Genomic DNA, 22,997 nt, shown 5'->3' with positions numbered 1-22,997 from the left:
ACTTTGGCTAATCCGGCACTGAGTATTCGCGTTGCAGACGAATGCTTCGAGGACTACATCCTCAACAGCGAATTCACATTCACCGTCAGTGGTTATGCGGCGGTGCAAGTGGGGCTGAGTGTTGATCAATGGCAGGTCGAAGCGGTCGAGCCCTACAGCAAAAACTATGGCATCGACTCTCAGGAGTTCTGCGACTATCGGGACGCCGCCGACAGTACGGTGATGGTTGCCTGGCTGGGCGAGCGCGCCGTCGGACACATGGTCCTGAGTCGCCACTGGAACGGTTATGCGCACGTCGATGAATTGGCTGTCGATGCATCAGCGCGCCGTCACGGTGTGGCGAGGGCATTGCTGGATGTGGCGCAGTTCTGGACGCGCAAGCAGGATCTGCCAGGCATCATGCTGGAAACCCAGAACAACAACCTTGCGGCTTGCCGGTTATATGAGCGATATGGATTCGTTGTCGGTGGGGTAGATCATCTGCGATACCGCGCCATCGATCCTCAGACCCGTGAGTCCGCGATCTTCTGGTATCTGTTGCTCAGTTGACCGACCCTGTAGGACCAGGCTTTAGCCTGGAGGTGGGCGTTCTGACTGCGCAGATGTTGTGGATGCAATGGTTTGATCGCAACTAAAGCTGCTCTTATCAAACAGAATGCAATCTACTGGATTGAAACGCGTTTTCTGTAGGAGCTGCCGAAGGCTGCGAAGCATCCATCCTGACACACCGCGATCGCAGCCTTCGGCAGCTCCTACAGGTCCAATGTTTGCTTCACAACAGCCCTGTGTCAGGGCACACAGCAATCCCCTGCACATCTCAAGCGATCGTAAGAACGGCGCTCGTGCTATCAGGACGTACGCGTCATGGTAATACCGGACTGGACCAACTGAAACTCATCGCCACCCAGATGGTTGACGCGGTCTCCAATCGCCAGTTTGTAGATTGAAACAGGCTCCGTGCCACTAGCTTCAGACAGTTGCTCCCGGAACTCATGCACCGAATAAACACGGCCTTCGGCATCGCGTGCATGAAATTGTCCAACCTTGATTGAAGCCATTTGCTTTGTAACCTCTGAAGATAACCGCATGTTTACTGTTGCATGCTAACACTGCGCATCGAGCGCCGGGTTCATATCCTGCATGACTCGGACAGAACGCAGTGCGCAGTGCGCAATCAAGCGAAGTAGACCGCTGTTTGGACGCGGAGTTTTCCCGCGATTAAAAAATAATCTCGGCCGGGTTTTATGCTGTTTGTGATGTTTAATGCTCTATCGCGGCAATGCAATCTGCACCTTGGCCCCGACTTGATCTATAACTAATGGCTCTTTTCATACGTTGAAGGAAATATCCATGAGTCAGGTTTACTCAATCGCCGTGGTAGTGGGCAGTCTGCGTGCTGATTCGATCAATCGGAAGATCGCACTGGCCCTCGCCGATCTGGCTCCGGCCAACCTGCAACTGAAGATCGTCGAAATCGGCGATTTGCCGCTTTATAACGAAGACATCGACACGGCTACTTCAAGCCCTGAAAGCTACACGGCGTTCCGTCAGCAAATCAGCGCGGCCGACGGCGTTCTGTTCGTGACGCCGGAATATAACCGATCGGTTCCAGGTGCTCTGAAGAATGCTATTGACGTGGGCTCGCGTCCGTACGGCAAAAGCGCCTGGAGTGGCAAGCCCGGTGCCGTGATCAGCGCTTCGCCTGGCGCCATTGGAGGGTTTGGCGCCAATCATCATTTGCGCCAGTCGCTTGTGTTCCTCAACGTGCCGTGCCTGCAACAGCCCGAAGCTTACCTGGGCAACGCCGGTTCATTTTTTGATGCGGCGGGAACCCTGTCCGAGCAGACCAGGCCTTTCCTGCAAACTTTCATCGATGCCTATGCCGCCTGGGTTGAGCAGAACCACAAGGCCTGATCCGACAGAGTTGGGCGTGCGCTGCTTTATGTACCGTCTGCAATGATTTAACCCCCGATAAGCTCCTTTGCTCTTTCAACCCATCGCCCTATGTGGCGGTGGGTTCTCATTGCAAAAGGAACTTGTCATGTCATCTACAGATTCACCCTGGTTCTATTCCGGGTCGCTCAGTTCGCGCTTGCCGCTGGACATTGCCGATGCGCTTGAAGCCGGGCGCATCACCGACCAGCAGGCCCGGTGGCTTGAACTGCTCGTCCAGCCCGGGGACGACCAGACGAGCGCGCCGCGGGTTGATCGATTGTCCCGCGGTGACGACGGGCTGATACACGCTGAGCTGGCGGGCGCATTGTTGATCAGCGACGCCACGAATCTCACCCCCGAGGTTTATCTCTGTAGCCCCCTCAATGGCGTAGAGAGATTCAGCACTCGTCAGGAACTGGTGGCCGGGTTAACCGCGCGGTTCGGTCTGCGAAGTGGCGACCCGGCACAATTCGAATACGAGCACATCGAAGGTGATGTGTCCGGTCACCGGATGCTCTCGATCGTCGATCAGCAAGCGCAGCAACTTGAGCAGCTGTCACGTTGCCTGCAGCGTTTGCCGTCACTACGCGCCGCCGTGGGCGAAGCTCTGAAGCAAGAGGTTGCCACTCGTTTTCCTGGCTCGCAGCTTAACGTGCTCACCCATATCGCGCAGATCAAACAGGCTGATAACGGCACACAAAAAGGCGCCATTCTGGGTGCGCAGACGCTCGTTGATGTTGCAATACGGGGTTTTTGTGGCACGCCTTTGATCAGCGGAATACGACAGCAATGGCTGGACATCGAAGGCAATGAGCTGACGGGGGAAGCAGCCAGCTCATGGCAGCGAGCGGTCACCCGGGTTTCAGGCACTCTGACCGGTGTTTATGAAAACCTTCTGGATGATTACTGGCGCACCTGGGTAGTGGACGGTATGACTCGTCGTGATGTGCTCGGTCAGGCATACATCGGTTGTTTTCGACATCATTTGCTGAATGCCCGGCAGGACTGCACGGTCACCGTTGCTGAATATGCTGAACTCAAGACTCTGTGTCAGGCAGATGGGCGAGTATCAGGCAGCTTGGAAATGTCGCGGGTTTCGGTCGCGATACGCGATGCGGAACCGCTCAAGCTGGCGGGCGTCGTGTTGATCGGATTCACCTCTGAGCTGCTGTCGGATATTTTCCTGTATTGCGCTAAACGCGGCTTACGAAGGTTCAATAGCGTAGGCGCGGTGGCTGAGCATTTCGCCGGTATCGAGGGCCGCACCGAAATGTTTGACTACACATCGCTCGACGATGACAAGTTGTTGCGTGCTCAAGGCGCGGTTCACCTGAGGCTGGACCCGGTGAACAAGACTCCACTCATAAGGCTCGCCGATTCAGCGATTGCACTACAAAAGCGCAACCTTGCCGGCATCCTGAAATCTGCCTTCAAGTCCCCCGCTCAAGCCTCGGTATCCCTCGAGGTTGCACTGGATATTCGGTATCTGATTGACCCACGTCTGGTCATCGCCGGTGAGACAACACAGTGGAGCGAGGCGCTGGCGGGATCCGAGCAGCTCTGGACCAGCTTCAGTTCACCTTCGAGAATTTCTGCATTGGGTATCCAGATCAAGGATGCCAGCGAGGCTGCGCCGCTGCTGTGGGCAACTTACCTGCGTGATGCACGCATGCGGGTCGACAGTATTTTCGATGCTCACCCAACCGTTTCTGAATGCGCTCGCAGACTCCTGAATCGATATTTTTCGGTATTGCACAGTGGTGCCGTGGATGCCCAGCGCATGTGGTTTCGCGATGACGATGGCAGCGTTGTGAGTTTATCCGTGCTGCTTCTGGATCGGGTCACAGGGCATCGCGAGACCACGGTGCCTGAGGATTGCAAGGTGTACGTCGATCCACCTGATTCTGCTTACGCCATGCATCTGTCATGGTTGACGCCGGAATTGCTCGATCACGTAATGAACCGCGCCCGGCAGAGCTTTGCCAAGGAGTACCTGGATCAGGTCAGGGCGTTTTATGGTTCGCAATTGCGGGTGCGCGGTTCCAGAGTGATTTCGGCTAATGCCTCGCGCCTGATTCAGGAGGGGCTGATCAGACTTGCCCTGAGCATGCACCGCACATCCAGCGAGGTGAGTAAAAACGCGCTGGATATGCTTGAGCAAGTGCTGGACCGTCCCCTGTTCAAGCTTCGTGAGCGATTTGGTTTCGAGGCCGTCGAAGTGTCCATTCCTTATCTGATTTACGACAGTAGTCAGCCGCCCTTGCAACTCACTAATGTGTTCGTCCTCCAGCAGCCCTTGAGCGGCAATGGCAAGCCGCTGCTATGTTCTCCGGTGCTCGGCCTCATGGAGTTTGAAAGCATCAGTGCACTCCAGCTCGAACTCAATGCCAGGCTTGCGTATCCCGGATCCCGAGACCGATGGCTGAACCTGCTCGCAGAGTCGGATCAGCCAAGGCTTCTGGCGTTTTTCAGTCGCAGCGCGGTACCGTCCATCACCATCAATCTGGCGCGGATCGACGAGGATTTCATCGAGCGTATTGTCGAGGATGAGCTTAGTCGGCAATGCCTTGGTATCGAAGCCGCTTACCGAGCGGCGGTTGCCTGGAAGGCCGATGCCGGACTGCTGAAAAGAATGCTTATTCCGGTGGCGTCGGATGACAAGTCACGAACAGTCATTGACACGTTGTCCTGTAGGCTTGAGTACACCCTGTTACGAAGGCTCATGCCTGATTGGCTGAAGAACGCCCCTGAAAGCGACATGTCAGCATTCAGAGGGCTGTTGGTGCGTTTCTGGCAGCTCTACACATCGCGACAACGAGTGGTTTCTCTTGCATCGCTGGATCAATACACCGCCGAACAGGTTCGCGACCGGTTACAAAAGGATTTTCCCGCCGCGCAGCTAGACCCAGAGCAAATATTGATCACCCTCACGCACTACAGCGCCGCACCGGTGGGCATTGGGCAGATACCTTCGTCGATTCCTGCGGCAACCAGCACAGTCAGCGAAAACCTGTCTGATTTCGCCATCAATCACTTTTCCAGTTTCCAGAATGCATCCCTGAGTGTTTCGACCAGCAACGCGACACCGTTGCCTGCCTCCCTGGATGCTATCTATGTGCGCAATATGGCCCGAACTCTGGATGTCGGTGCTGGTTATCAGCAATACCTGAAGGGCAAATTCAGTGACACTTCGCCGGACTACCTCGAACGACTCGGTCAGTTTATAGAGCAGGCGCCGTGTGCATTGCTGCTGATGGCTTTCCAGTTAAAGCTTCAGGGCGCATTGACCAGCACCGCTTACGGGTTTATCGAAAATCTGATCGATATGCCGGATGGGTTCGCCCGACTCCCTTTAGACGGACGAGCCATCATTTTCAGCCCGCTGCAATTGGTGCCTGCTCCTGGCTATCTGCCCGATGTTGCCACGGGGATTTATCTGATTGGTCCGCAAGATGGGGATAAAGGGCCATGGATTCTGCATGTCGTTGCCAGCGCTGATTACACCTTCAAGGAGTACACCAGCCAAGGGGAATTTCTAACCGAGTTGCAGACCAGTGCCGAGTTACAAGCGTTGGTGCTGGAGCGTCTGGATCCAAGCGTGCGTTTTGTCTATCAACGAGGAGGGTTTCTGACCCCTCGTCTTTCCTGGGTTACTGGCGGCTTTACGGATTTGGGCGACTCTAACCCAGCCCCGGTGCAATTAAAGGTCGAGGCGGTTCAGGAAAACTTTCTGTTAAGTCTGTTTCGGGCTGCGCAAGAGGTGATGCTGCTCATGGCCAGAAAAAAGAGCGTCAGTACGGCTGAGGCCGACCGCGCTGATTGGCATCATTTGATGTTACTGGGCGTGGAGCAGTCGCTGACGTTTTTACCCGGCAGGGTCGGCGGGCTGGTGAGCTTATGGCAGGCCAAGGATCTATTACATTCATCGCTGGACTCAGCCAAGGATAAACAGTGGGGTGAGGCCGTTGCTGAGTTTGCGGCGGCCTTGCTGGTGCTGATTACTACGGGGCAGCAGTTGAGTGAGGGCACAGTGCAACTTCAGGACAGCGACAGCGATCCTGACGAGGTGTCCGAACATCAATGGTATGACCCGCAGATGCAGCAGGGCCTTGAAGTCCTGTTGCGCAAGTTTGAGGTCCACGACGTTTCTCTGAGCCAGCTGGAAAAAGATAATACACGGCACGTTTTCAACAATCCTGCGACCCGCAAGCAATATGCTGCTGTGTCCGGCAGGGTTTACGAGGTGCGGAGCGGACCCGGTGGGTGGCACGTTATTGCAAACGAAGCAGAGGGGCCTCAGATCATCCTTGATGGCCAGCAACACTGGATGTTTGGTACGGGCGTTGGCAGGCGGCGTAACGGCGGGGCGCTGACTCGACTCAAGACCAATATGATTAATTACAACGTCGAAGATATTTTTACAGTGGACGCCAATGGGGTGGCCGAGATTCAGCGGTTGTATCCGCTGAAGTCCACGCAACTGGTCGAGGCTCATCGGCAAGCCAGGGTCTACCTCAGGAACGCCCTTGATAACCTGACCCTACGGCCCCCCAATCGTGTTCTTGATCCTCGCGTCGAGCAAATTTTCAAGGATTTCTTTGGCGTCAGGGCGTTAAGTAATGCGCTTGTCATTCCCGTTAAACTGGCGATTACTGATATTTATCGACTGCTACTCGACCCCACGCTTTCCCCGCATTCATCACAACGTTACGTGGTGGGCACCAACAAAATCGACTCCCGGGATGTCACCGCATTCACTTACACAGATGATCCGCTGAAAAGAGTGTTTCTGAGTGAGCGGTTTTTCGGTACGCCGTTTGTGCGCCTGAAGTCCGCGCAATCGAGGTTGGGTGGATTTAATGCCGGTGTCCATTTCCGTGCAACGGCCTTGATTCATGAGCTTTCCCATATTGCCGGGAAAACGGAAGATATCGCTTATCTGGACTCGGACAGACCGTATTTAGACCTGCTCGAGGATATTGGCGAGTACCGCATGCGCCTGAAGAGGGAGCAGGTCAGAGTCCAGAGCCGGCTTTCGCATCTGACCCCTCGTGATGAGCTGTTCAAGGTGGAAGAGGAGAGCGGGACCTCGCGCGACATCAAGACCGCCGATGGCGGAGCCAAGGCCAAGGTGCTGAAATTGACTGACGCCCCCAACCTTGACGCTGCACGAGACATATTCCTTGACGATGCGCTGATACGCGCCGAAGTGATAATGGCCAATGCCGATTCCGTAGCGTTGCTGGTGACACTGCTGGGGCGTCAACGGTTTTGACTCGGTGACTTGACCTGATGATGGGGTGGGACCGGCTTTAGCCGGGAAGATGCCCTTACCGTCACTGAAAATTGATTGTCAGAAATATGGCCTTCCCGGCTTAAGCCGGTCCCACGCCGTCAGTATCAGATCAAGTAATGCTTAAGTTCCCTTGCAATCAACAGCCGCTGTATTTCGCTCGACCCTTCGTAGATCTGGGTGATGCGGGCATCCCGGTAATAGCGCTCGACCGGGTAGTCTTCCAGATAGCCGTAGCCGCCATGAATCTGGATCGCTTTGGAGCAGACCGACTCGGCCATCTCTGAAGCAAACAGCTTGGCCTGCGATGCTTCTGATAAACAGGGTTGGCCCGCACTGCGCAATCTTGCGGCATGCAGGACCAGCAAGCGTGTTGCGTTGATGCGGGTGTGCATGTCGGCAAGCAGATTGGAGATGCTCTGATGCTCAATGATTGGCTTGTCAAACTGCACCCGTTCCCGAGCGTAGGTCAACGCCGCTTCAAACGCGGCGCGGGCGATGCCAAGTGCTTGAGCGGCAATGCCGATTCGCCCACCTTCAAGATTGGAGAGGGCGATGGCCAGACCTTTGCCACGCTCGCCAAGCAGATTGGCTGCGGGTATGCGGCAGTTGTTCAGAGTGACGGCACAGGTGTCGGATGCGCGTATACCCATCTTGTGTTCAGAGCGATCCACTACGTAACCGGGGTTGTCGGTGGGCACCAGAAACGCTGACAGTCCTTTTTTGCCCAACTCCGGGTCGGTGACGGCAAACACGATCGCCAACTGCGCCCGCTTGCCATTGCTGACAAACTGCTTGGCGCCGCTGATCACCCATTCATCCCCTTGCAGCACGGCGCGGGTGCGTAAGTTATGGGCTTCGGAACCGGCATGGGGTTCGGTCAGGCAGAAACAGCCAATGGCGCGTCCAGTTGCCAGGTCGGCCAGCCAGGTTTGCTTCTGCTCCTGGCTGCCATAGTTCAGAATCGGGCCGCAACCCACTGAACTGTGCACGCTCATCAGGGTGCCGGTGGCTGCATCGGCAGCAGAAATTTCCTCGACCGCCAGTGCATAGGCCACGTAGTCGATATAGGTGCCGCCCCATTCCTCGGGCACTACCATGCCCAGCAAACCCAGGTCGCCCATCTTGCTGACCAGCGCGTCATCGATCCAGCCTGCTTTCTCCCAGGCTTGTGCATGCGGCGCGATTTCGTTGCGGGCGAAACCCCTTGCCATGTCGCGGATCATCACTTGTTCTTCGGTGAGCTCAATATCGTGCATGACTCAATCTCCATGGCCGCTGAAAAAACTTTGCACACGCTCGGCGCTTAACGCTTTAACGGTGGGCGGATTCCATTGCGGCTTCTTGTCTTTATCGATGATCAGCGCGCGTACGCCTTCGATCAGGTCGCCACGCTCAAACCATTGTTGATCCAGATGCAGCTCCATCGCGAAGCAGTCCTCCAACGACAGATGACGCCCGCGCCGGAGCATTTCCAGCGTCACGGCCATGGCCAGGGGCGAGCGGCTGTCCATCAGCGTTGCGGTGTTCAGGGCCCAGGCATGGGTGTCGAGAACAGTCACTTCACGCAGCTGCTCAATGATGCTTGTGATGTCCGGCTGTGCGAAGTAATGGTCGATGGCGGACCGCAGTTTTTCCAGCGGGGGATCAGGCAAGCGCTGACTGGCGACTTTCGCCAGCGCCCCTTGCAGATCCTTGAGCGGCTGATTGCGCCATTGCAGGCGGTCGAGCTTGCAATCCAGTTCTGCGAGCATGTCGCTTTGCAGATACCAGTCGGCGAGTCCGCAGTACAACGCGTCTGCTGCGCCGATCTGCGCGCCCGTTACGCCCAGATAAATGCCCAGTTCGCCGGGAATTCTCGGCAGGAAGTAACTGCCGCCTACATCGGGAAAGTACCCGATGGCCACTTCCGGCATGGCCAGGCGGCTGCGCTCGGTGACCACTCGCAGGTCCGCGCCTTGCACGAGCCCCATGCCGCCGCCCAGGACGTAACCGTCCATGAGCGCAACAACCGGTTTGCGATAACGGTGAATGGTCAGGTCCAGGGCATATTCTTCGGCAAAGAAAGCCTGATGCAGGGGCTCGCCGTTTTTGAAGCTGTCGTAAAGCGAGCGAATATCGCCACCGGCGCAAAATGCCTTGTCTCCGGCACCTCGCAGGACCACGGCGTACACCGAGTCGTCCCGGGCCCAGGCGTTCAGTTGCCTCTGAAGACTGCGCACCATGCTCAGGTCAATGGCGTTCAGGTCCGCCGGGCGATTGAGTGTCAGGTGACCGATGTGATTGCGCACTTCGGCCAGAATGCTGTTGTCGGTGAGCGTCTTGAGGGCAGTTGAAGCAGATGCAGTCATTACAAACTCCCTGTTCGTTTTTGTTTTATAGGCTGCGAGAGATGACAGTCACGATGCTAACAGTGCAAATTTGCAAAAGACAGCCGGTAAAGGTGCATAGTCCTAGGGCGTTCTTGCAGGGTGCGGTGGTATCTACTGTGGTTGTTCTTGGGTACATATCCGTTTCTGTGGTGATGGCTGGTATTGGTTGCGCTTTTACAGCGCCTCACTTTTGAACAGCGCAAAAGTAAGCAAAACGCTCTTGCCCCACCACTGGGTGCCTCGCTGTCGCTCGGCATACCCGTAATCCGACATTGCTGCGTGGGGCCGCCGCCACCGGCCATCCATGGCCTGAGGCGGCTAAACCGGCATCCCTGCCGGTTTGCCCCACGCAGCAATGTCGAATTACGGCCGGCGTGGTTTAACGGGGCGCTTAAGATCAAAATCAAAAGCGGATCAAAAGCAGAGCTAATACGCGGCTAATACGGCGGGATCGCCTCGGCCAGTTAGGAGCGAACTTGTTCGCGAGACGTCACCACGGCCAACGCATTCGACGTCTGGCACACCGCATCGCAGCCTTCGGCAGCTCCTACAGATGCCCGGTAATCCACACAACCAGGTCGGCTCTCAGGCCGCCGCGCTGTTGATTTTGATCTGTGGCGCCCCGTTAAACCACGCTGGCCGAACGCAGATTCTGAACCGTGGGCAACCCGGCAGGACGCCGGGTTAGCCGCATTGGGCCATGGATGGCCCGTTGCGGCGGCCCACGGTTCAGGATCTGCGGGCGGGTACACCGAGCGACAGCGAGGTGCCGAGTGGTGGGGTAAAAGCGTTTTGGTTACTTTTGCGCTGTTCAAAAGTGACGCGCTGTAAAAGCGCAACCAATATCAGCCATAACGCACCAACGGATATGTACACAAGATGAGCCCCCCCTCACTCACCCCCCGGATCCGCTGGCACCTCGCCGTCCTGACTGGTATCAATGCTGACCACCACCGACATCCCCGGTCGCAAACGCTTCGCCAACGGCTGATTGGGCTCGACAATGATCCGCACCGGAATCCGCTGAGAGATCTTCACAAAGTTGCCGGTAGCGTTATCCGCCGGCAGCAAACTGAACTCCGAACCCGTCGCAGGCGAAATCCGCTGCACGCGCCCGTGCATCTTTTCATGGCCCAGCGCGTCAACAGTAAACGTGACCGGCTGACCAAGGCGCACATTCACCATCTGCGTTTCTTTCATATTGGCGATGACCCAAAGCCGGTCGGGTACCAGCGCCATCAACTGCGCGCCGGAATTCACGTAGGCACCGAGGCGCACGCCAATCTGCCCCAACTGACCGTCACGCGGGGCCAGAATCCGGGTATTGCTCAGGTCAATGCGCGCCAGCTCGATAGCCGCTTCAGCATTGGCCACCGAAGCTTCCAGCGAGCCGCGATTGATGATCACGGTTTGCAGATCCTCCTTGGCAATGTCTAGCGCAGCACGGGCTTCAGCGATGGCGGCGTTGGCTTGTGCATCGGCGGCGCGGCTCACGTCCAGCTCACTTTTCGAGACCGAACCATCGGTGACCAGAGCCTGATTTCGACGCAGGTCGGCCGCCGCTTTGCGACCCTGAGCGATGCTGTTTTCCAGGGCGGCCTTGCGCTGTGCAATGGTCGCTTCGGCACTGCGTCGCTGTTGCAGGTTGTTGGCCAGTGAAGCTTTCTGAATGCCCAGTTGTGCCAGCGATTGATCCAGATGCTGACGGTAGATCCGGTCATCCAGTCGCACCAGCAGGTCGCCTGCCTTTACGAACTGGAAGTCCTGTACCGGAACCTCGAAGACATAGCCGCTCAATTGCGGACTGATGATCGTGGTCTGGCCCCTGACCAATGCGTTTTCAGTACTTTCGACAGGGCTGCTGAACGGCGGCAATTGCCAGGCATAGAGGACGATCAGAATGCCGATCAGTGCAATGCTGGCAAAGATCACCGAGGAAATGATCCGGGTCCGCGAAGAGCGCGGTTCGCTGCTGGCGGGGGCGGCTGCCGGGGGCGGTGGCGGGCCTGATGATGCGGGTTGTTCTGGTGTCTGATCAGAGCCTGCGTCGGTCGATGCAGGGGGCTTGGTTGTGTCATTCATGAAGGTTGAGCGCCGCTGGAGTTAACGGAAGTAGAGTTCGCCGCTGCAGGCGTCGCCGCCGCAAGCGGTTTTGTGGTCATTCTCAGCCAGGTCACGCGAATCGAAATCCAGACCATGGTCAGGACGGCAACCAGCGCGATCAGCATGAATACGTCGTTGTAGGCCAGAATATTGGCTTCCCGGGTGGCTGTATTGGCGATGGCGCGGATGCCCAGACTGGTCCGCGTCGATGGATCCGCAATTGCTGAAGCGTAGCTCGCGCTGGAGCTTTGCAGGCGGGCCTGAACCTGAGGGTTGATCAAGGTGAGGTGTTCGACCAGCACGCTTGAGTGGAATTTCTCCCGCACTACCTGAAACGTGCCGAACACCGCCGAGCCGATCAGCCCGCCCAGGTTCTGGGTGATCCCGAACAGTACGGAAAAACTGACCATGTTGCGCGGGTTGGCGATCACGCTGCTGATGCCCATGACCAGCGTCGGACCCAGAAAGAATGTGCCGCCGAAGGCCAGCAGGAACTGGCTCAGGTACATGTTCGATTGCCGGGTGACATTGGTCGAGCCGCTGTCCATCCAGGCGCCAATGGCAATCATCGCCAAAGAAATCAACAAGGGTTTGATCAGGTGCTGCGGGTTGATCGTCCATGCACTAACCGCCAGACCCGCCACGCTGCCCAGTAACATCACGGCGTACAGTGAATGCAGTTGTTCGGAGCCCATGTTCAGGGTTTGCAGGAAACCCACCGCGCCGATGGATTGCTCCGACAGCACCACCCGAAACAGGATGACCGCCAGCCCCAGACGCCATATCGCACCACTGCCCAGCCAGCGAGTGATCAGCAGTGGGTTTTTGCGGTTATGTTCGATGGCCAGCCCGGCGCAGATCAGCGCGATGGATGCGGCAGATGCCAGACCGATCCAGGTTTTCTCCAGCCACCATTCGATGCGGCCCAGAGAAAGCACGGCGCAGAGCAGGGCGAAGCCAGTGGAAAGCAGACCGAACGTCAGGAAGTCGAGTTTTTCGAACGCTTTGAAGCGGTCTCCTGGAGGTAACTTGAGCAACAGCACGCAGCCTAGCGACAGCAGTGCCATGCCTAGCTCGAACAGGTAAAGGCCACGCCATTCGGCGATCTGCAGCAAATCCTCGGACACTAGCCGAGCCATGGGAATGGCCAGTTGCGCAGTGCCCAGCCCGAGCACCAATGCTTTCAAGCGCCATTTCTGCGGGAAGGCCTGGATCATGTAATAAAGGCCCAGCGTCGACAGGGCCGCGCCGACCATGCCATGAGCCGCACGCACGGCGATGGCGGAGTTCAGGTCGTTAACGAACAGGTGGGCGAAGGTCACCAGTGCGTAGAGCACCAGAAATAACTCGGTGAAGGTCCGCAGGCCGAACTGCTGGCGAAACTTCACCAGCACCAGATTCATTGAGACGTTGGTCATGACGTAGGCCGCGGGGAGCCAGGCGACTTCAGCGGTGGTCGCGCCCAGTGAACCTTGCAAATAGGGCAGGTTGGCAACCACCAGTGCATTACCCAGGCCACCGGTCAGCGCAACGATGACCCCAACCAGCGCGTAAGCCCAGCGCTTGGGCGTTGAGTGCAGCGGCGTCGACGGCGAGCCGGGCATGGTCGGCCGTTCATGGGGAGCCCAGTCGCGTTGGGTGTACTTACTGCTCATGCGTGGGTACTGCCTTGTGGCAACTGTGTTTGATGTTTGAAGTGTTGCACAGGACCTGTAGGAGCGCGCTTGCCCGCGATGGCGTCAGCACTGGCGATACATTCATCGACTGACCTGACGCCATCGCGGGCAAGCGCGCTCCTACACAGACTGTGTGAAAACTACTGCGCTCGGCAATACTGCGTTAAAAACAGCCGAAAAATGCTCATTTAGAACACCTAGACTCCGCTTTTTCGGCTGTTTTTGCCTTGTCTTGCCGTCGCTCGCTACGTTTTCACACAGTCTGCACAAGTCCAATCTTTGCTGCGCGACAACGCTGTTTCAGGGACACAGGGGGGGCCTACAGGTTTTGTACATGTCAGCAGGTCAGAAAATACCTAAGACCCACTCTTGAGCAGCCCTATCTCACCCGCCATCATCACATCCGCCGCATGAATGCTCGCCTCCCGATGCTTGAGCATGCCGCCGTTCCGTTGATTGAGCACCGCATTGATCTCCGCCAGGATAGACAGCGCAACGCTTGCCGGGGTATCGCCGCCCAGGTCCAGACCTACCGGGTAATGCAGCGCTGCAAAGGCTGGCAGTTGACGCATTTCGCTGCTCATTTCGTCCAGCAATCGCTCGGTCCTGCTGCGTGGGCCGAGCTGGCCGATGTAACGCGGATTCAGCGTCAGTACCTGACTGAGCCAGTGACGATCCTGAGTGTAGCTGTGGGTCATGACTACCACCGCAGCGTCATCAACCAGTGCCTGCATGCCTGTGAAAGGCTGCAAGGGCAGGGCGCTGACTTGATCGGCATCGGGGAAACGCTCGGGGCGGGCAAAGTGTGTACGGGCGTCGATCACCGTTGTGTGCCAGCCTTGCAGGTGCGCCATGTTCACCAGCGGCACGGCATCGTGCCCGGCCCCAAAGATCACCAGCCGACGTGGTGCCGGAATAAATTCCAGAAGCACCTGAATCGATCCGGAGTGACCCTCGTAGTTTCGAATGGCTGACTTCTCTGCAGTCAGTACGGTTTGCAGGTCGGCGGCGATGCTCTGACTGAGCAGTCGGTCGTGCATTTCCTGCTCATGCTTGCCGTCGGCCCATAGGGCAACCCGCTCACCCACTGCAGCATGGTGTTCATTTTCGGAACTGATCACTGTCGCCAGGGCAGCAGGGCGCGAGGTGACTTGCACCTGTTTCAACACTTTGATTGCCAGTGATGGATTCTGCGCACTGACTCGCTCGAAGAGAATATGCACCGTACCGTTACAGCCCAGCCCGAAGCTCAGTTCAGCGTCTTCCAGTTCATCGTCGTCCTCGCCGGTGCTGTAAGTGCGCAGCACTGGTTTACCTGCGGCGGTCAGCCACCAGGCTTTCTTGCTCACATCGCTTTCCAGGCACCCGCCGCTGACCGTACCAGTGGCGTTTCCAAGTTGTGGAATCACCATCCGCGCGCCGGGACGCCGATAGGCCGAACCCTCGACCTTGACCACCGTCGCCATGACCGCGTCCTGCCCGTCAGTATGAGCAAGGGACAAAGCCTCGAGCAGGCGGGATAAATCATTCATTACAAAACCTCGGAAATCTGTGTGCACAGCATAGAGTGTTCGGATGCAGGGTTGCCGAAAACGTTCAGTTTGCGATGGTATAAGCCTGTCGTTCGAGGGTGGCTACACTGATCGCAACCGGGCTGATCAAAAAATCCAGGGTAGGAGCTGACGAAGGCTGCGAAGCATTTATCCTGACACTCCGTCATCGCAGCCTTCGGCAACTCCTACAGGTCACCTGTTTTCTGCATGACTGCCAAGAGAGCACTCGCCATGAAAACCCCCGACTACAACCACCCCATTACCATCACTTCCTGCAAAGGCTCGGTCAGCGTGATGTTCAAAGAAACGCTGCTCGCCCGCAGCGATCACGCGCTGTTGCTCGAAGAAGCCAAATACCCGCCGGTTATATACATACCCCGTTCGGATATACGGATTGAACATTACGTCAGGACCGAACATCAAACCCACTGCCCTTATAAAGGCGACGCTAATTATTTCAGCCTGGATATCCATGGGCTACGCATCCCGAACGCGGTCTGGACCTATGAACATCCGTATCGTGCCGTGGCGAAGCTCAGAGATCACGTAGCGTTTTACCCCGAACGGGTGACGTTCGTGACGCAGATACCACATGACTGAAGCGGTGTTTCTGCACCGGTTGGCTGATAAATGAAACGCTCGACGCCGCATTGCCTGAACAAACAGGTCGCGGCAACGCCGGAGATTCACACTGATGATCAGCCCCTCACGCGAGCCTCGCCAGACTGCTGCTGCCAACGAATTGCTCAAGCGCTACCAGAACGTGCGCAGTCGAACCCAAAGCCTGGCCGCACCGTTGAGCGCCGAAGACATGGTGGTCCAGTCCATGCCTGATGCCAGCCCGGCAAAATGGCATATCGCGCACACGACCTGGTTCTTCGAGACATTCCTGCTCAGCGAAAACGTGCCGGGCTACGAGCCTTTCGACCCGGCGTTCGGTTACCTCTTCAATTCCTATTACGAGGCCGTCGGCCCGCGCCATCCACGTCCACAGCGCGGCTTGATGACTCGTCCAGGAGTCGATCAGGTCCTGGCCTATCGTGAATATGTCGACCAGCACATGGCACGTCTGCTGCAAAATACGCTACCCGACGACTTGAGCAGCCTTATCGAACTGGGCCTGGCCCATGAGGAGCAGCATCAGGAATTGCTGCTGATGGACATCCTCCATCTGTTCAGTACGTCTTCCCTCAAGCCGGCTTACGACCCAGCCTGGCCCAAGGATGTGGCTGGTCGGCGGGGCCGCTACAAACCGCTCAAAGGCGGACTGACCGAGATCGGCCATAAAGGCACAGACTTCGCATTCGATAACGAAGGTCCACGCCACACCACGTACTTACAGTCTTTCGAGATCAGTGATCGGCTGGTCACCAACGGCGAGTGGCTGAAGTTTATCGATGCGGGTGGCTACAGTCAGGCAGGGCTTTGGCTTTCCGAAGGCTGGAGCATCGTTCAGGAAAATGCCTGGCACGCGCCGATGTACTGGCAGCACGACGAAACCCACGGCTGGCGCTGCATGACCTTGCGCGGCCTTGAACCGATTGACCCGGACGCACCTGTCACTCACATCAGTTACTACGAAGCTGCAGCCTTCGCGCAGTGGGCCGATGCGCGATTGCCTACTGAAGCTGAATGGGAGGCGGCAGTGGTTGCCGGTCTGCTGGAGCAGGTGGATGACGTCGCCTGGCAGTGGACCCAAAGCTCTTACAGCGCGTATCCGGGATTTCGTCCGGCAGCCAGTGCGGTGGGCGAATACAACGGCAAGTTCATGATCAACCAGATGGTATTGCGCGGCGGGGCAAGCGTGACGTCGCCGAGCCATTCCCGAGCGACGTATCGAAACTTTTTCCATCCGGAGAAACGCTGGGTGGTTTCCGGTCTGCGTCTGGCCAGGGACAGCCGTCAGCCGGGAGTGGTTAACCCTCACGACAGTGAGTTCGCCCGTGATGTGATTGGTGGGTTGTCTTCGCCAGTGAAAAACCTTTCACCGAAGTACTTCTACGACGCAGCTGGCTCGCAACTGTTCGAAGCCATTTGCAAGACGCCGGAATACTATCCGACCCGCGCCGAAACCCGGCTGCTGACCGATGTTGCTGTACAAATGGCCGGGCTGATTCCGCACGGTGCTGCTCTGGTGGAATTTGGCAGTGGTGCCAGTGACAAAACCTGTTTGTTGCTGGACGCTGCGCCGCAGATCGCCGTGTACGTGCCCATTGATATCAGCGCCAATGCCTTGAATCGGGCCGCTCACCAGCTCAGCAATAAATACCCGCATTTGACGGTGGCGCCGCAGGTTGACGATTTCACCCGGGCTTTGAAGCTCCCAAGGGCGGCTGATGGTTTGCCTCGGGTCGGTTTCTTCCCTGGTTCTACCATTGGCAACTTTACTCCTGAGCAGGCGGTGAAGTTTCTGCGTTCCGCCCACAGTTTGTTGGGTGAAAACGCGCACTTCATCGTCGGCGTGGATCTGGTCAAAGATCCGGATACGCTGGTTGCGGCTTACGACGATGCCGAAGGGGTCACCGCACGCTTCAACAAGAATCTGCTGACCCGGATCAACCGTGAACTGGACGGCACGTTCAACGTCGACGAGTTTGAGCATCTCGCGCTGTGGAACGATGAGGACCAGCGCATGGAAATGCATCTGGTCAGCCGTGTGGAGCAAGTGGCTTCGGTGGCGGGGCATACTTTCCACTTCGGCGTGGGTGAGCGGCTGCACACGGAGAACTCCCACAAGTTCACCATTGAGTCGTTCACTGCACTGGCCACGGCTGCGGGTTGGTCGGTGAGTCAGCATTGGGTCAGCGCTGCTCCTGAAGTGGCGTTGTTCACGCTACACGCTTAAGTCTGTCTGGAGGATGGAAAGCCAGCGCGATTCGCGCTGGCGCTGACGATCAGTGCGCTGATCAGTAACAGGCAAACCAGCCAGTTGAAGGACTGCACACCGATGCTTTGCAGCAGCAAACCACCTGCCAGTCCGCCACCGGCAATCCCCAGATTCCACACAGTGACGATCATCGATTGGCTGACATCGGCGGCGGCACCGCCGGTTATTGCTGACGCGGTCTGGAACAGTGTCGCTGCGCCCCCGAACGCCAGTCCCCAGATGATCACATACAGATAAATCAGCTGACTGTTTTCACCATTAATCGCCCAGGCGAAGGCGGTGAGAAGGAACAGCGCGATGCTGATCAGCACCAGCTCACGCAGCCAGCGATCAATCAGAACGCCCACCAGCCAGATCCCTCCCAGCGCCGCGACGCCAAAAGCCAGCAATACCCGGTCGATCTGCTCGGACAGACCGGCAGGCTCCAGCAGCGGTGCGATGTAGGTATAAAGAACGTTATGGGCCAGTACGAACATCAGGGTGGTCAGCAGCACCGGGCGGATGCCTGGCAGCACGAACACCTGGCGGATCGACAGGCGCTGTTGTTGGGTCTGACCGGGGAAATCCGCCAGGCTCAGACGTGCCCAGATCACCAGGCCCAGACTCAACAGGCTCATGATCCCGAAAGCCCAGCGCCAGCCGATGACTGAACCCAGTAGCGTTCCGGCCGGAATGCCGATGGACAGCGCCAGCGGCGTTCCCACCATGGCAACCGCAATGGCGCGCCCACGTAAATGTTCAGGCACCAGACGGCTGGCGTAACCGGCCAGCAGGGACCAAAGCAAGCCAGCAAAAACTCCGGCAAAGAATCGCGAGACCAGCGTTACGCCATAGTCATCGGAGAGCGCGGTGATGCTGTTGACCACGGCAAAACCGCCGATGGCAATCAACAGCAATGGCCTGCGCCGCCAATTGCGGGTCAGGGCCGTCAGCGGAATGGCCGCCAGCAGCGAACCCACCGCATACACCGTTATCAGTTGCCCCACCAGGGTGGGTGACACCTTTAGGTCTGCGCTCATCAAGGGCAGCAATCCTGCGGGCAGCGCCTCGGTGAGAATGGTCAGAAATCCCGCCATGGCCAAGGCCAGCAACGCCGTCCACGGCAGCCGTTCTGCGTCTGATTTATCAATAAGGTTCAGCGTGTTGTCAGTCATAGCCATGAGCCCTGTTCAAAAGAGGGCCAGATTAAGGGGCTGTGGTTGGCGGAAAAACAGGCTAAGGTTCCGCTCATAGCGGACAAATTTGTCCTTAATTAACAGGCGAGGATTGGGGCGTTGAGGCGTATCTCCTGCGCAGGAGATCATCCCCAGTGTCCATGGCTCCGCGCTGTCTAGCGGCAATATGTTGATTCTGTTGTAGCGAGGCTTGCCCGCGAATCAGCCGACTCGGTGGATCAGACGCCACCGCGTTATCGTTCTTCGCGGGCAAGCCTCGCTCCAACAGATCCGGTCGCCTATGGAGACGTTAACGTGGACAGCCTCAGTGGCATCGGAATTTTCGTGCAGGTCGCACAAACGCGCAGCTTCACTGCGGCGGCGCGTACGCTGGAGGTTTCTTCCTCGGCGGTCGGCAAGAGCATTGCTCGGTTGGAGCAGCGCCTTGGGGTTCGCCTGTTTCATCGCAGTACGCGCAGCATCACCCTGACAGCCGAGGGCACACTGTTTCTTGAGCGGTGTCGGCGAATACTGGGGGAGGTCGAAGCTGCGGAGCTTGAGCTGTCGCATTTCACTGCCGAGCCCAGAGGCAAAATGCATATCAGCGTGCCGTTGCAGGATGGTTTGATGATGCCGGTATTGACCGCTTTCATGCGCCGCTATCCGGACATCGAGCTGGACATCGACCTGTCGGATCGCATGGTGGACATCATCGAGGAGGGCTTCGATGCGGTGGTTCGCACCGGCACGCTACAGGACTCACGACTGGCGTCGCGGCATCTTGGTGACTTCCGTCTGATGCTGGTTGCGTCCCCGGATTACCTGCAACGCTATGGCGTGCCCTTGACGCCTGGCGATCTGGCCGGGCATGTCGGCCTGCTGCACAAGTTTCCCGCCACCGGCAAGATCGAGCCCTGGCCGTTGCGCAGCGTTGATGGTTTGCTTGTGCCGAATCCGAAAAAAGCCGCGACCTGCACCACCACCCATTCCCTGTATCACCTGTGCAAGCAGGGAATGGGCATCGCCTATCTGGCGGATTTCGTCGTCAATGAGGCGTTACAGCGCGGCGAGTTGCAGGTCGTGCTCGAAGATTTCACCCTCAGCCACGGCACGCTCTGGATGCTCTGGCCCGTGAGCCAGCATGCATCCCCGAAATTGCGTGCCTTGATCGACTTTCTCAAGGAGCACTTATTGCCAGCAGGCGGCTATCAGAAGATCTGAGTGAACACCCAGTACAACGATCCCGAGAGCAGGATCGCGGCAGGCAGGGTCAGCACCCAGGCAAGGGCCAGATTACGCAACGTTCGCAATTGCAGGCCGGAGCCGTTGGCGACCATGGAGCCGGCCACGCCTGATGACAACACATGGGTAGTCGACACCGGCAGGCCGTACATGTCGGCGGCACCGATGGTCAGCATAGCGACCACTTCCGCCGAAGCGCCCTGAGCGTACGTCATGTGGGTCTTGCCAATCTTCTCGCCGACGGTGATCACGATGCGCCGCCAGCCCACCAGAGTGCCGAGACCCAAAGCGATGGCAACGGCGATCTTGACCCAGGTCGGAATAAAGCGTGTTGCGCTGTCGATCTGATCCTTGAACAGCTTGAGCTTGTCCTGCGTATCCGCGTCGAAATTGCCGACTTTGTTTTTCTCCATCACGCGGATGGTTTCCGACGTCAGGTACATGTCGTTACGCACGTTGGCCACCGCTTCGGCGGGGACCTTCGACAGTGAACCGTAGCCTTTGACCTGAATGCCGATCTTGCCCGCCATCACCGCCAGGGCCGGAATCAGCTCGGGGGTTTCCTGTTTACTGACCAGATACTGCGACAGCGTCTGCCGTGGATCAGCGGGAGCGGGCAGTGGGGCCGCGCGAGTAAGTGCCTGCTGGGTAACTTCGGCAACGGCAGCAAACTGAATGGACTGATCGGCAGGCATGGTGCGGTTCAGCGCGTAGGCCATTGGCAACGTGCCGACCAGAATCAGCATGATCAGGCCCATGCCTTTCTGTCCGTCATTGGAACCGTGGGCGAACGACACGCCAGTGCACGTCACGATCAGCATGCCGCGAATCCACCATGGCGGTGGAGTGTTGCCTTCAGGCGCTTTATAGAGCGCGCGGTTCTTGATGAACATGCGCATTGCCAGCAGTAACAGCGCGGCAAAAACGAACCCGACCAAGGGAGATAGCAGCAACGAGTAGCCGATTTTGGTCGCCTGAGACCAGTCGACGCCGCTGGTGCCATCGCGGCCATGCATCAAGGCATTGGCAACCCCCACACCGATGATCGAGCCGATCAGGGTGTGTGAAGAAGAGGCGGGCAGACCCAGCCACCACGTGCCCAGGTTCCAGATGATCGCGGCGATCAACAAGGCAAAGATCATCGCAAAACCAGCGCCGGAGCCCACCTGCAAAATCAGCTCGACTGGCAGCAAGGCAATGATGGCGAACGCCACTGCACCGCTGGAAAAGAGCACGCCTAGAAAGTTGAACAACCCGGACCACGCCACTGCGAAGCCCGGCGGCAGCGAGTGGGTGTAGATCACAGTGGCAACCGCGTTGGCGGTGTCATGGAAGCCGTTGACGAACTCGAAACCCAGCGCAATCAGCAACGCCACGCCCAGCAACAGAAATGGCGTCCAGGTGGTGACCACGGTGCCCAGATCATCTACGTCTTGTTTCAAACTGTAGGCGGTGAACAATAAGCCGGTGGCAAGAATGGCGAAGAAAACCACCATCGTCAGCGTGCTGGGCTTGCGGTGCAGTTGAGGCTTTGAGTCTCGGGCCTGTTCAAAGGAATCCGGGGCTAACGTGCTGGTTGCCATGGTGCTTGATCCTGTTGAAGAATGGATCTGCCCATACTCATTACAAAATGTTACCGAGATGCTACACAGGTCAATGATCCCTGAATTAGTCGGCGGTTTCGGATGATTGGCATTTTTTGACCCGATCATCTGGATTGAAATGAGATTCCCTGTGGGAGCGGTGCTTGCCCGCGATAAGGCTGGACGCGATCTAAAGTGAACCGCGTCCAGCCTTATCGCGGGCAAGCACCGCTCCCACATAGGGTGGCATTTCAAGTCAACAGAGCTTGGATGCCCCTCAGACCCGGTTTTTGCTCATCGCACTGAACCCTTTCCCGGTTCCACTGCCTCACTCCTCATCATTTAACTGACTTGCAGGCTTCCCTATGCGCACTCTTGAACTAGCGGGCAAACAGGTTCCGGTTATCGGCCAGGGCACCTGGCACATGGGCGAGCGTCAGGACATGCGCTCGGCCGAGATCCGCGCACTGTGTCAGGGCATCGAGTTGGGCTTGAACCTGATCGACACCGCTGAAATGTATGCCGACGGCATCGCCGAACAAATCGTCGGTGAGGCCATCGCCGGGCAGCGCGATCGCGTGTTTGTGGTCAGCAAGGTTTACCCGCACAACGCCAGCCGTTCAGGCATCCCGGCCGCCTGCGAGCGCAGCCTCAAGCGGATGAAAACCGACTACATTGATCTCTATTTGCTGCACTGGCCGGGTTCCTATCCGCTGGAAGAAACCGTTGAAGCCTTCGAGCGATTGCGTGAAGAAGGCAAAATCGGTCGCTGGGGTGTGTCGAACTTCGACGTACCAGACCTGCTGGAACTGAATAACCCGGCCTGCGCCACCAACCAGGTGCTGTACAACCCGGAGGACCGTGCCATCGAGTTCGATCTGTTGCCCTGGGCAGAAGCCAACCATTTGCCGACCATGGCGTATTGCCCGATTGGTCAGGGCCAGGCCGGTAACCTGCTGCATCACCCGGCACTGCACGAAATCGCTGCACGGCACAACGCGACTCCGGCGCAGATCAGCCTCGCGTGGGTATTGCGTCAGAGCAACATGATCGCCATTCCTAAAGCGGTCACACCGAAACACATCGAGCTCAACGCGGCAGCGGCCGAGCTGGTCCTCACTGCACAAGACCTCGCGGACATCGACAGAGCCTGGCCAGTGCCAAGCCGCAAAATGCCGTTGGCGATGGTTTAAAGCACG

Annotated in this window: 15 protein-coding genes; 7 read left to right on the top strand and 8 right to left on the bottom strand. The window is 57.6% G+C overall.

Going from position 1 to position 22,997, the window contains the following annotated elements:
* The first annotated feature begins 3 nt into the window (after window positions 1–3).
* On the top strand, window positions 4–549 hold the full coding sequence (locus tag K3169_RS20570) for a GNAT family N-acetyltransferase (protein ID WP_231678033.1): 546 nt from the start codon (window positions 4–6) through the stop codon (window positions 547–549).
* Between the two features lie 299 nt (window positions 550–848).
* Here K3169_RS20570 and K3169_RS20565 read toward each other — a convergent pair whose 3' ends face one another.
* Window positions 849–1,058, bottom strand: a complete 210-nt coding sequence (locus K3169_RS20565) for a hypothetical protein (protein ID WP_027902834.1) — start codon at window positions 1,056–1,058, stop codon at window positions 849–851.
* Window positions 1,059–1,350: 292 nt separating this feature from the next.
* On the opposite strand from K3169_RS20565, the gene K3169_RS20560 reads away from it, so the two are divergent.
* Window positions 1,351–1,914 carry an NADPH-dependent FMN reductase gene (locus K3169_RS20560; protein WP_099267264.1) on the top strand — a complete coding sequence of 188 codons (564 nt, stop codon included), beginning with the start codon at window positions 1,351–1,353 and terminating at the stop codon, window positions 1,912–1,914.
* Window positions 1,915–2,041: 127 nt separating this feature from the next.
* A complete protein-coding gene (locus tag K3169_RS20555) occupies window positions 2,042–7,210 on the top strand; it encodes a dermonecrotic toxin domain-containing protein (protein WP_263267761.1) in 5,169 nt (1,722 codons plus the stop codon).
* A gap of 125 nt (window positions 7,211–7,335) precedes the next feature.
* Here the strand turns inward: K3169_RS20555 and K3169_RS20550 are convergent, their stop codons facing one another.
* From K3169_RS20550 to K3169_RS20530, 5 genes are all read right to left on the bottom strand, one after another.
* Window positions 7,336–8,487 carry an acyl-CoA dehydrogenase family protein gene (locus tag K3169_RS20550; protein ID WP_263267759.1) on the bottom strand — a complete coding sequence of 384 codons (1,152 nt, stop codon included), beginning with the start codon at window positions 8,485–8,487 and terminating at the stop codon, window positions 7,336–7,338.
* Window positions 8,488–8,490: 3 nt separating this feature from the next.
* Window positions 8,491–9,579: an enoyl-CoA hydratase/isomerase family protein gene (locus K3169_RS20545; protein ID WP_263267757.1), complete on the bottom strand. Its 1,089-nt coding sequence runs from the start codon at window positions 9,577–9,579 to the stop codon at window positions 8,491–8,493.
* A gap of 912 nt (window positions 9,580–10,491) precedes the next feature.
* Window positions 10,492–11,682, bottom strand: coding sequence for an HlyD family secretion protein (locus tag K3169_RS20540; RefSeq protein ID WP_231678243.1), 1,191 nt, complete (start codon window positions 11,680–11,682; stop codon window positions 10,492–10,494).
* Entirely contained in the window at window positions 11,679–13,358 is a 1,680-nt protein-coding gene (locus K3169_RS20535) for an MFS transporter (protein ID WP_263267755.1), read from the bottom strand. Before K3169_RS20535 ends, K3169_RS20540 begins: the two co-directional genes overlap by 4 nt.
* A 377-nt stretch (window positions 13,359–13,735) precedes the next feature.
* Entirely contained in the window at window positions 13,736–14,911 is a 1,176-nt protein-coding gene (locus tag K3169_RS20530) for an XdhC family protein (RefSeq protein WP_263267753.1), read from the bottom strand.
* A 252-nt stretch (window positions 14,912–15,163) separates the two neighbouring features.
* On the opposite strand from K3169_RS20530, the gene K3169_RS20525 reads away from it, so the two are divergent.
* Window positions 15,164–15,532, top strand: a complete 369-nt coding sequence (locus K3169_RS20525; RefSeq protein WP_231676748.1) for a DUF427 domain-containing protein — start codon at window positions 15,164–15,166, stop codon at window positions 15,530–15,532.
* Between the two features lie 94 nt (window positions 15,533–15,626).
* Window positions 15,627–17,777, top strand: coding sequence for an ergothioneine biosynthesis protein EgtB (egtB, locus tag K3169_RS20520; protein WP_263267752.1), 2,151 nt, complete (start codon window positions 15,627–15,629; stop codon window positions 17,775–17,777).
* On the opposite strand, the gene K3169_RS20515 is transcribed toward egtB, so the two are convergent.
* Window positions 17,774–18,973: an MFS transporter gene (locus tag K3169_RS20515; protein WP_231676784.1), complete on the bottom strand. Its 1,200-nt coding sequence runs from the start codon at window positions 18,971–18,973 to the stop codon at window positions 17,774–17,776. The two genes, egtB and K3169_RS20515, sit on opposite strands and share 4 nt — an antisense overlap.
* 315 nt (window positions 18,974–19,288) lie before the next feature.
* Here K3169_RS20515 and K3169_RS20510 point away from each other — a divergent pair, with 315 nt between their 5' ends.
* Window positions 19,289–20,194: a LysR family transcriptional regulator gene (locus K3169_RS20510; protein ID WP_263267750.1), complete on the top strand. Its 906-nt coding sequence runs from the start codon at window positions 19,289–19,291 to the stop codon at window positions 20,192–20,194.
* Here the strand turns inward: K3169_RS20510 and K3169_RS20505 are convergent.
* Complete coding sequence (locus tag K3169_RS20505; RefSeq protein WP_027901408.1) at window positions 20,182–21,798, bottom strand: inorganic phosphate transporter; 1,617 nt, start codon at window positions 21,796–21,798, stop codon at window positions 20,182–20,184. The two genes, K3169_RS20510 and K3169_RS20505, sit on opposite strands and share 13 nt — an antisense overlap.
* Before the next feature lie 365 nt (window positions 21,799–22,163).
* On the opposite strand from K3169_RS20505, the gene K3169_RS20500 reads away from it, so the two are divergent.
* Window positions 22,164–22,991 carry an aldo/keto reductase gene (locus K3169_RS20500; RefSeq protein WP_263267748.1) on the top strand — a complete coding sequence of 276 codons (828 nt, stop codon included), beginning with the start codon at window positions 22,164–22,166 and terminating at the stop codon, window positions 22,989–22,991.
* The last annotated feature ends 6 nt before the right edge of the window (window positions 22,992–22,997 follow it).

The sequence above is a fragment of the Pseudomonas phytophila genome (assembly GCF_025643095.1).
Lineage (GTDB): Bacteria > Pseudomonadota > Gammaproteobacteria > Pseudomonadales > Pseudomonadaceae > Aquipseudomonas > Aquipseudomonas quasicaspiana.
The sequence above is the reverse complement of the archived record's forward strand: the minus strand, read 5'-3'. Positions and strand labels throughout refer to the sequence as shown.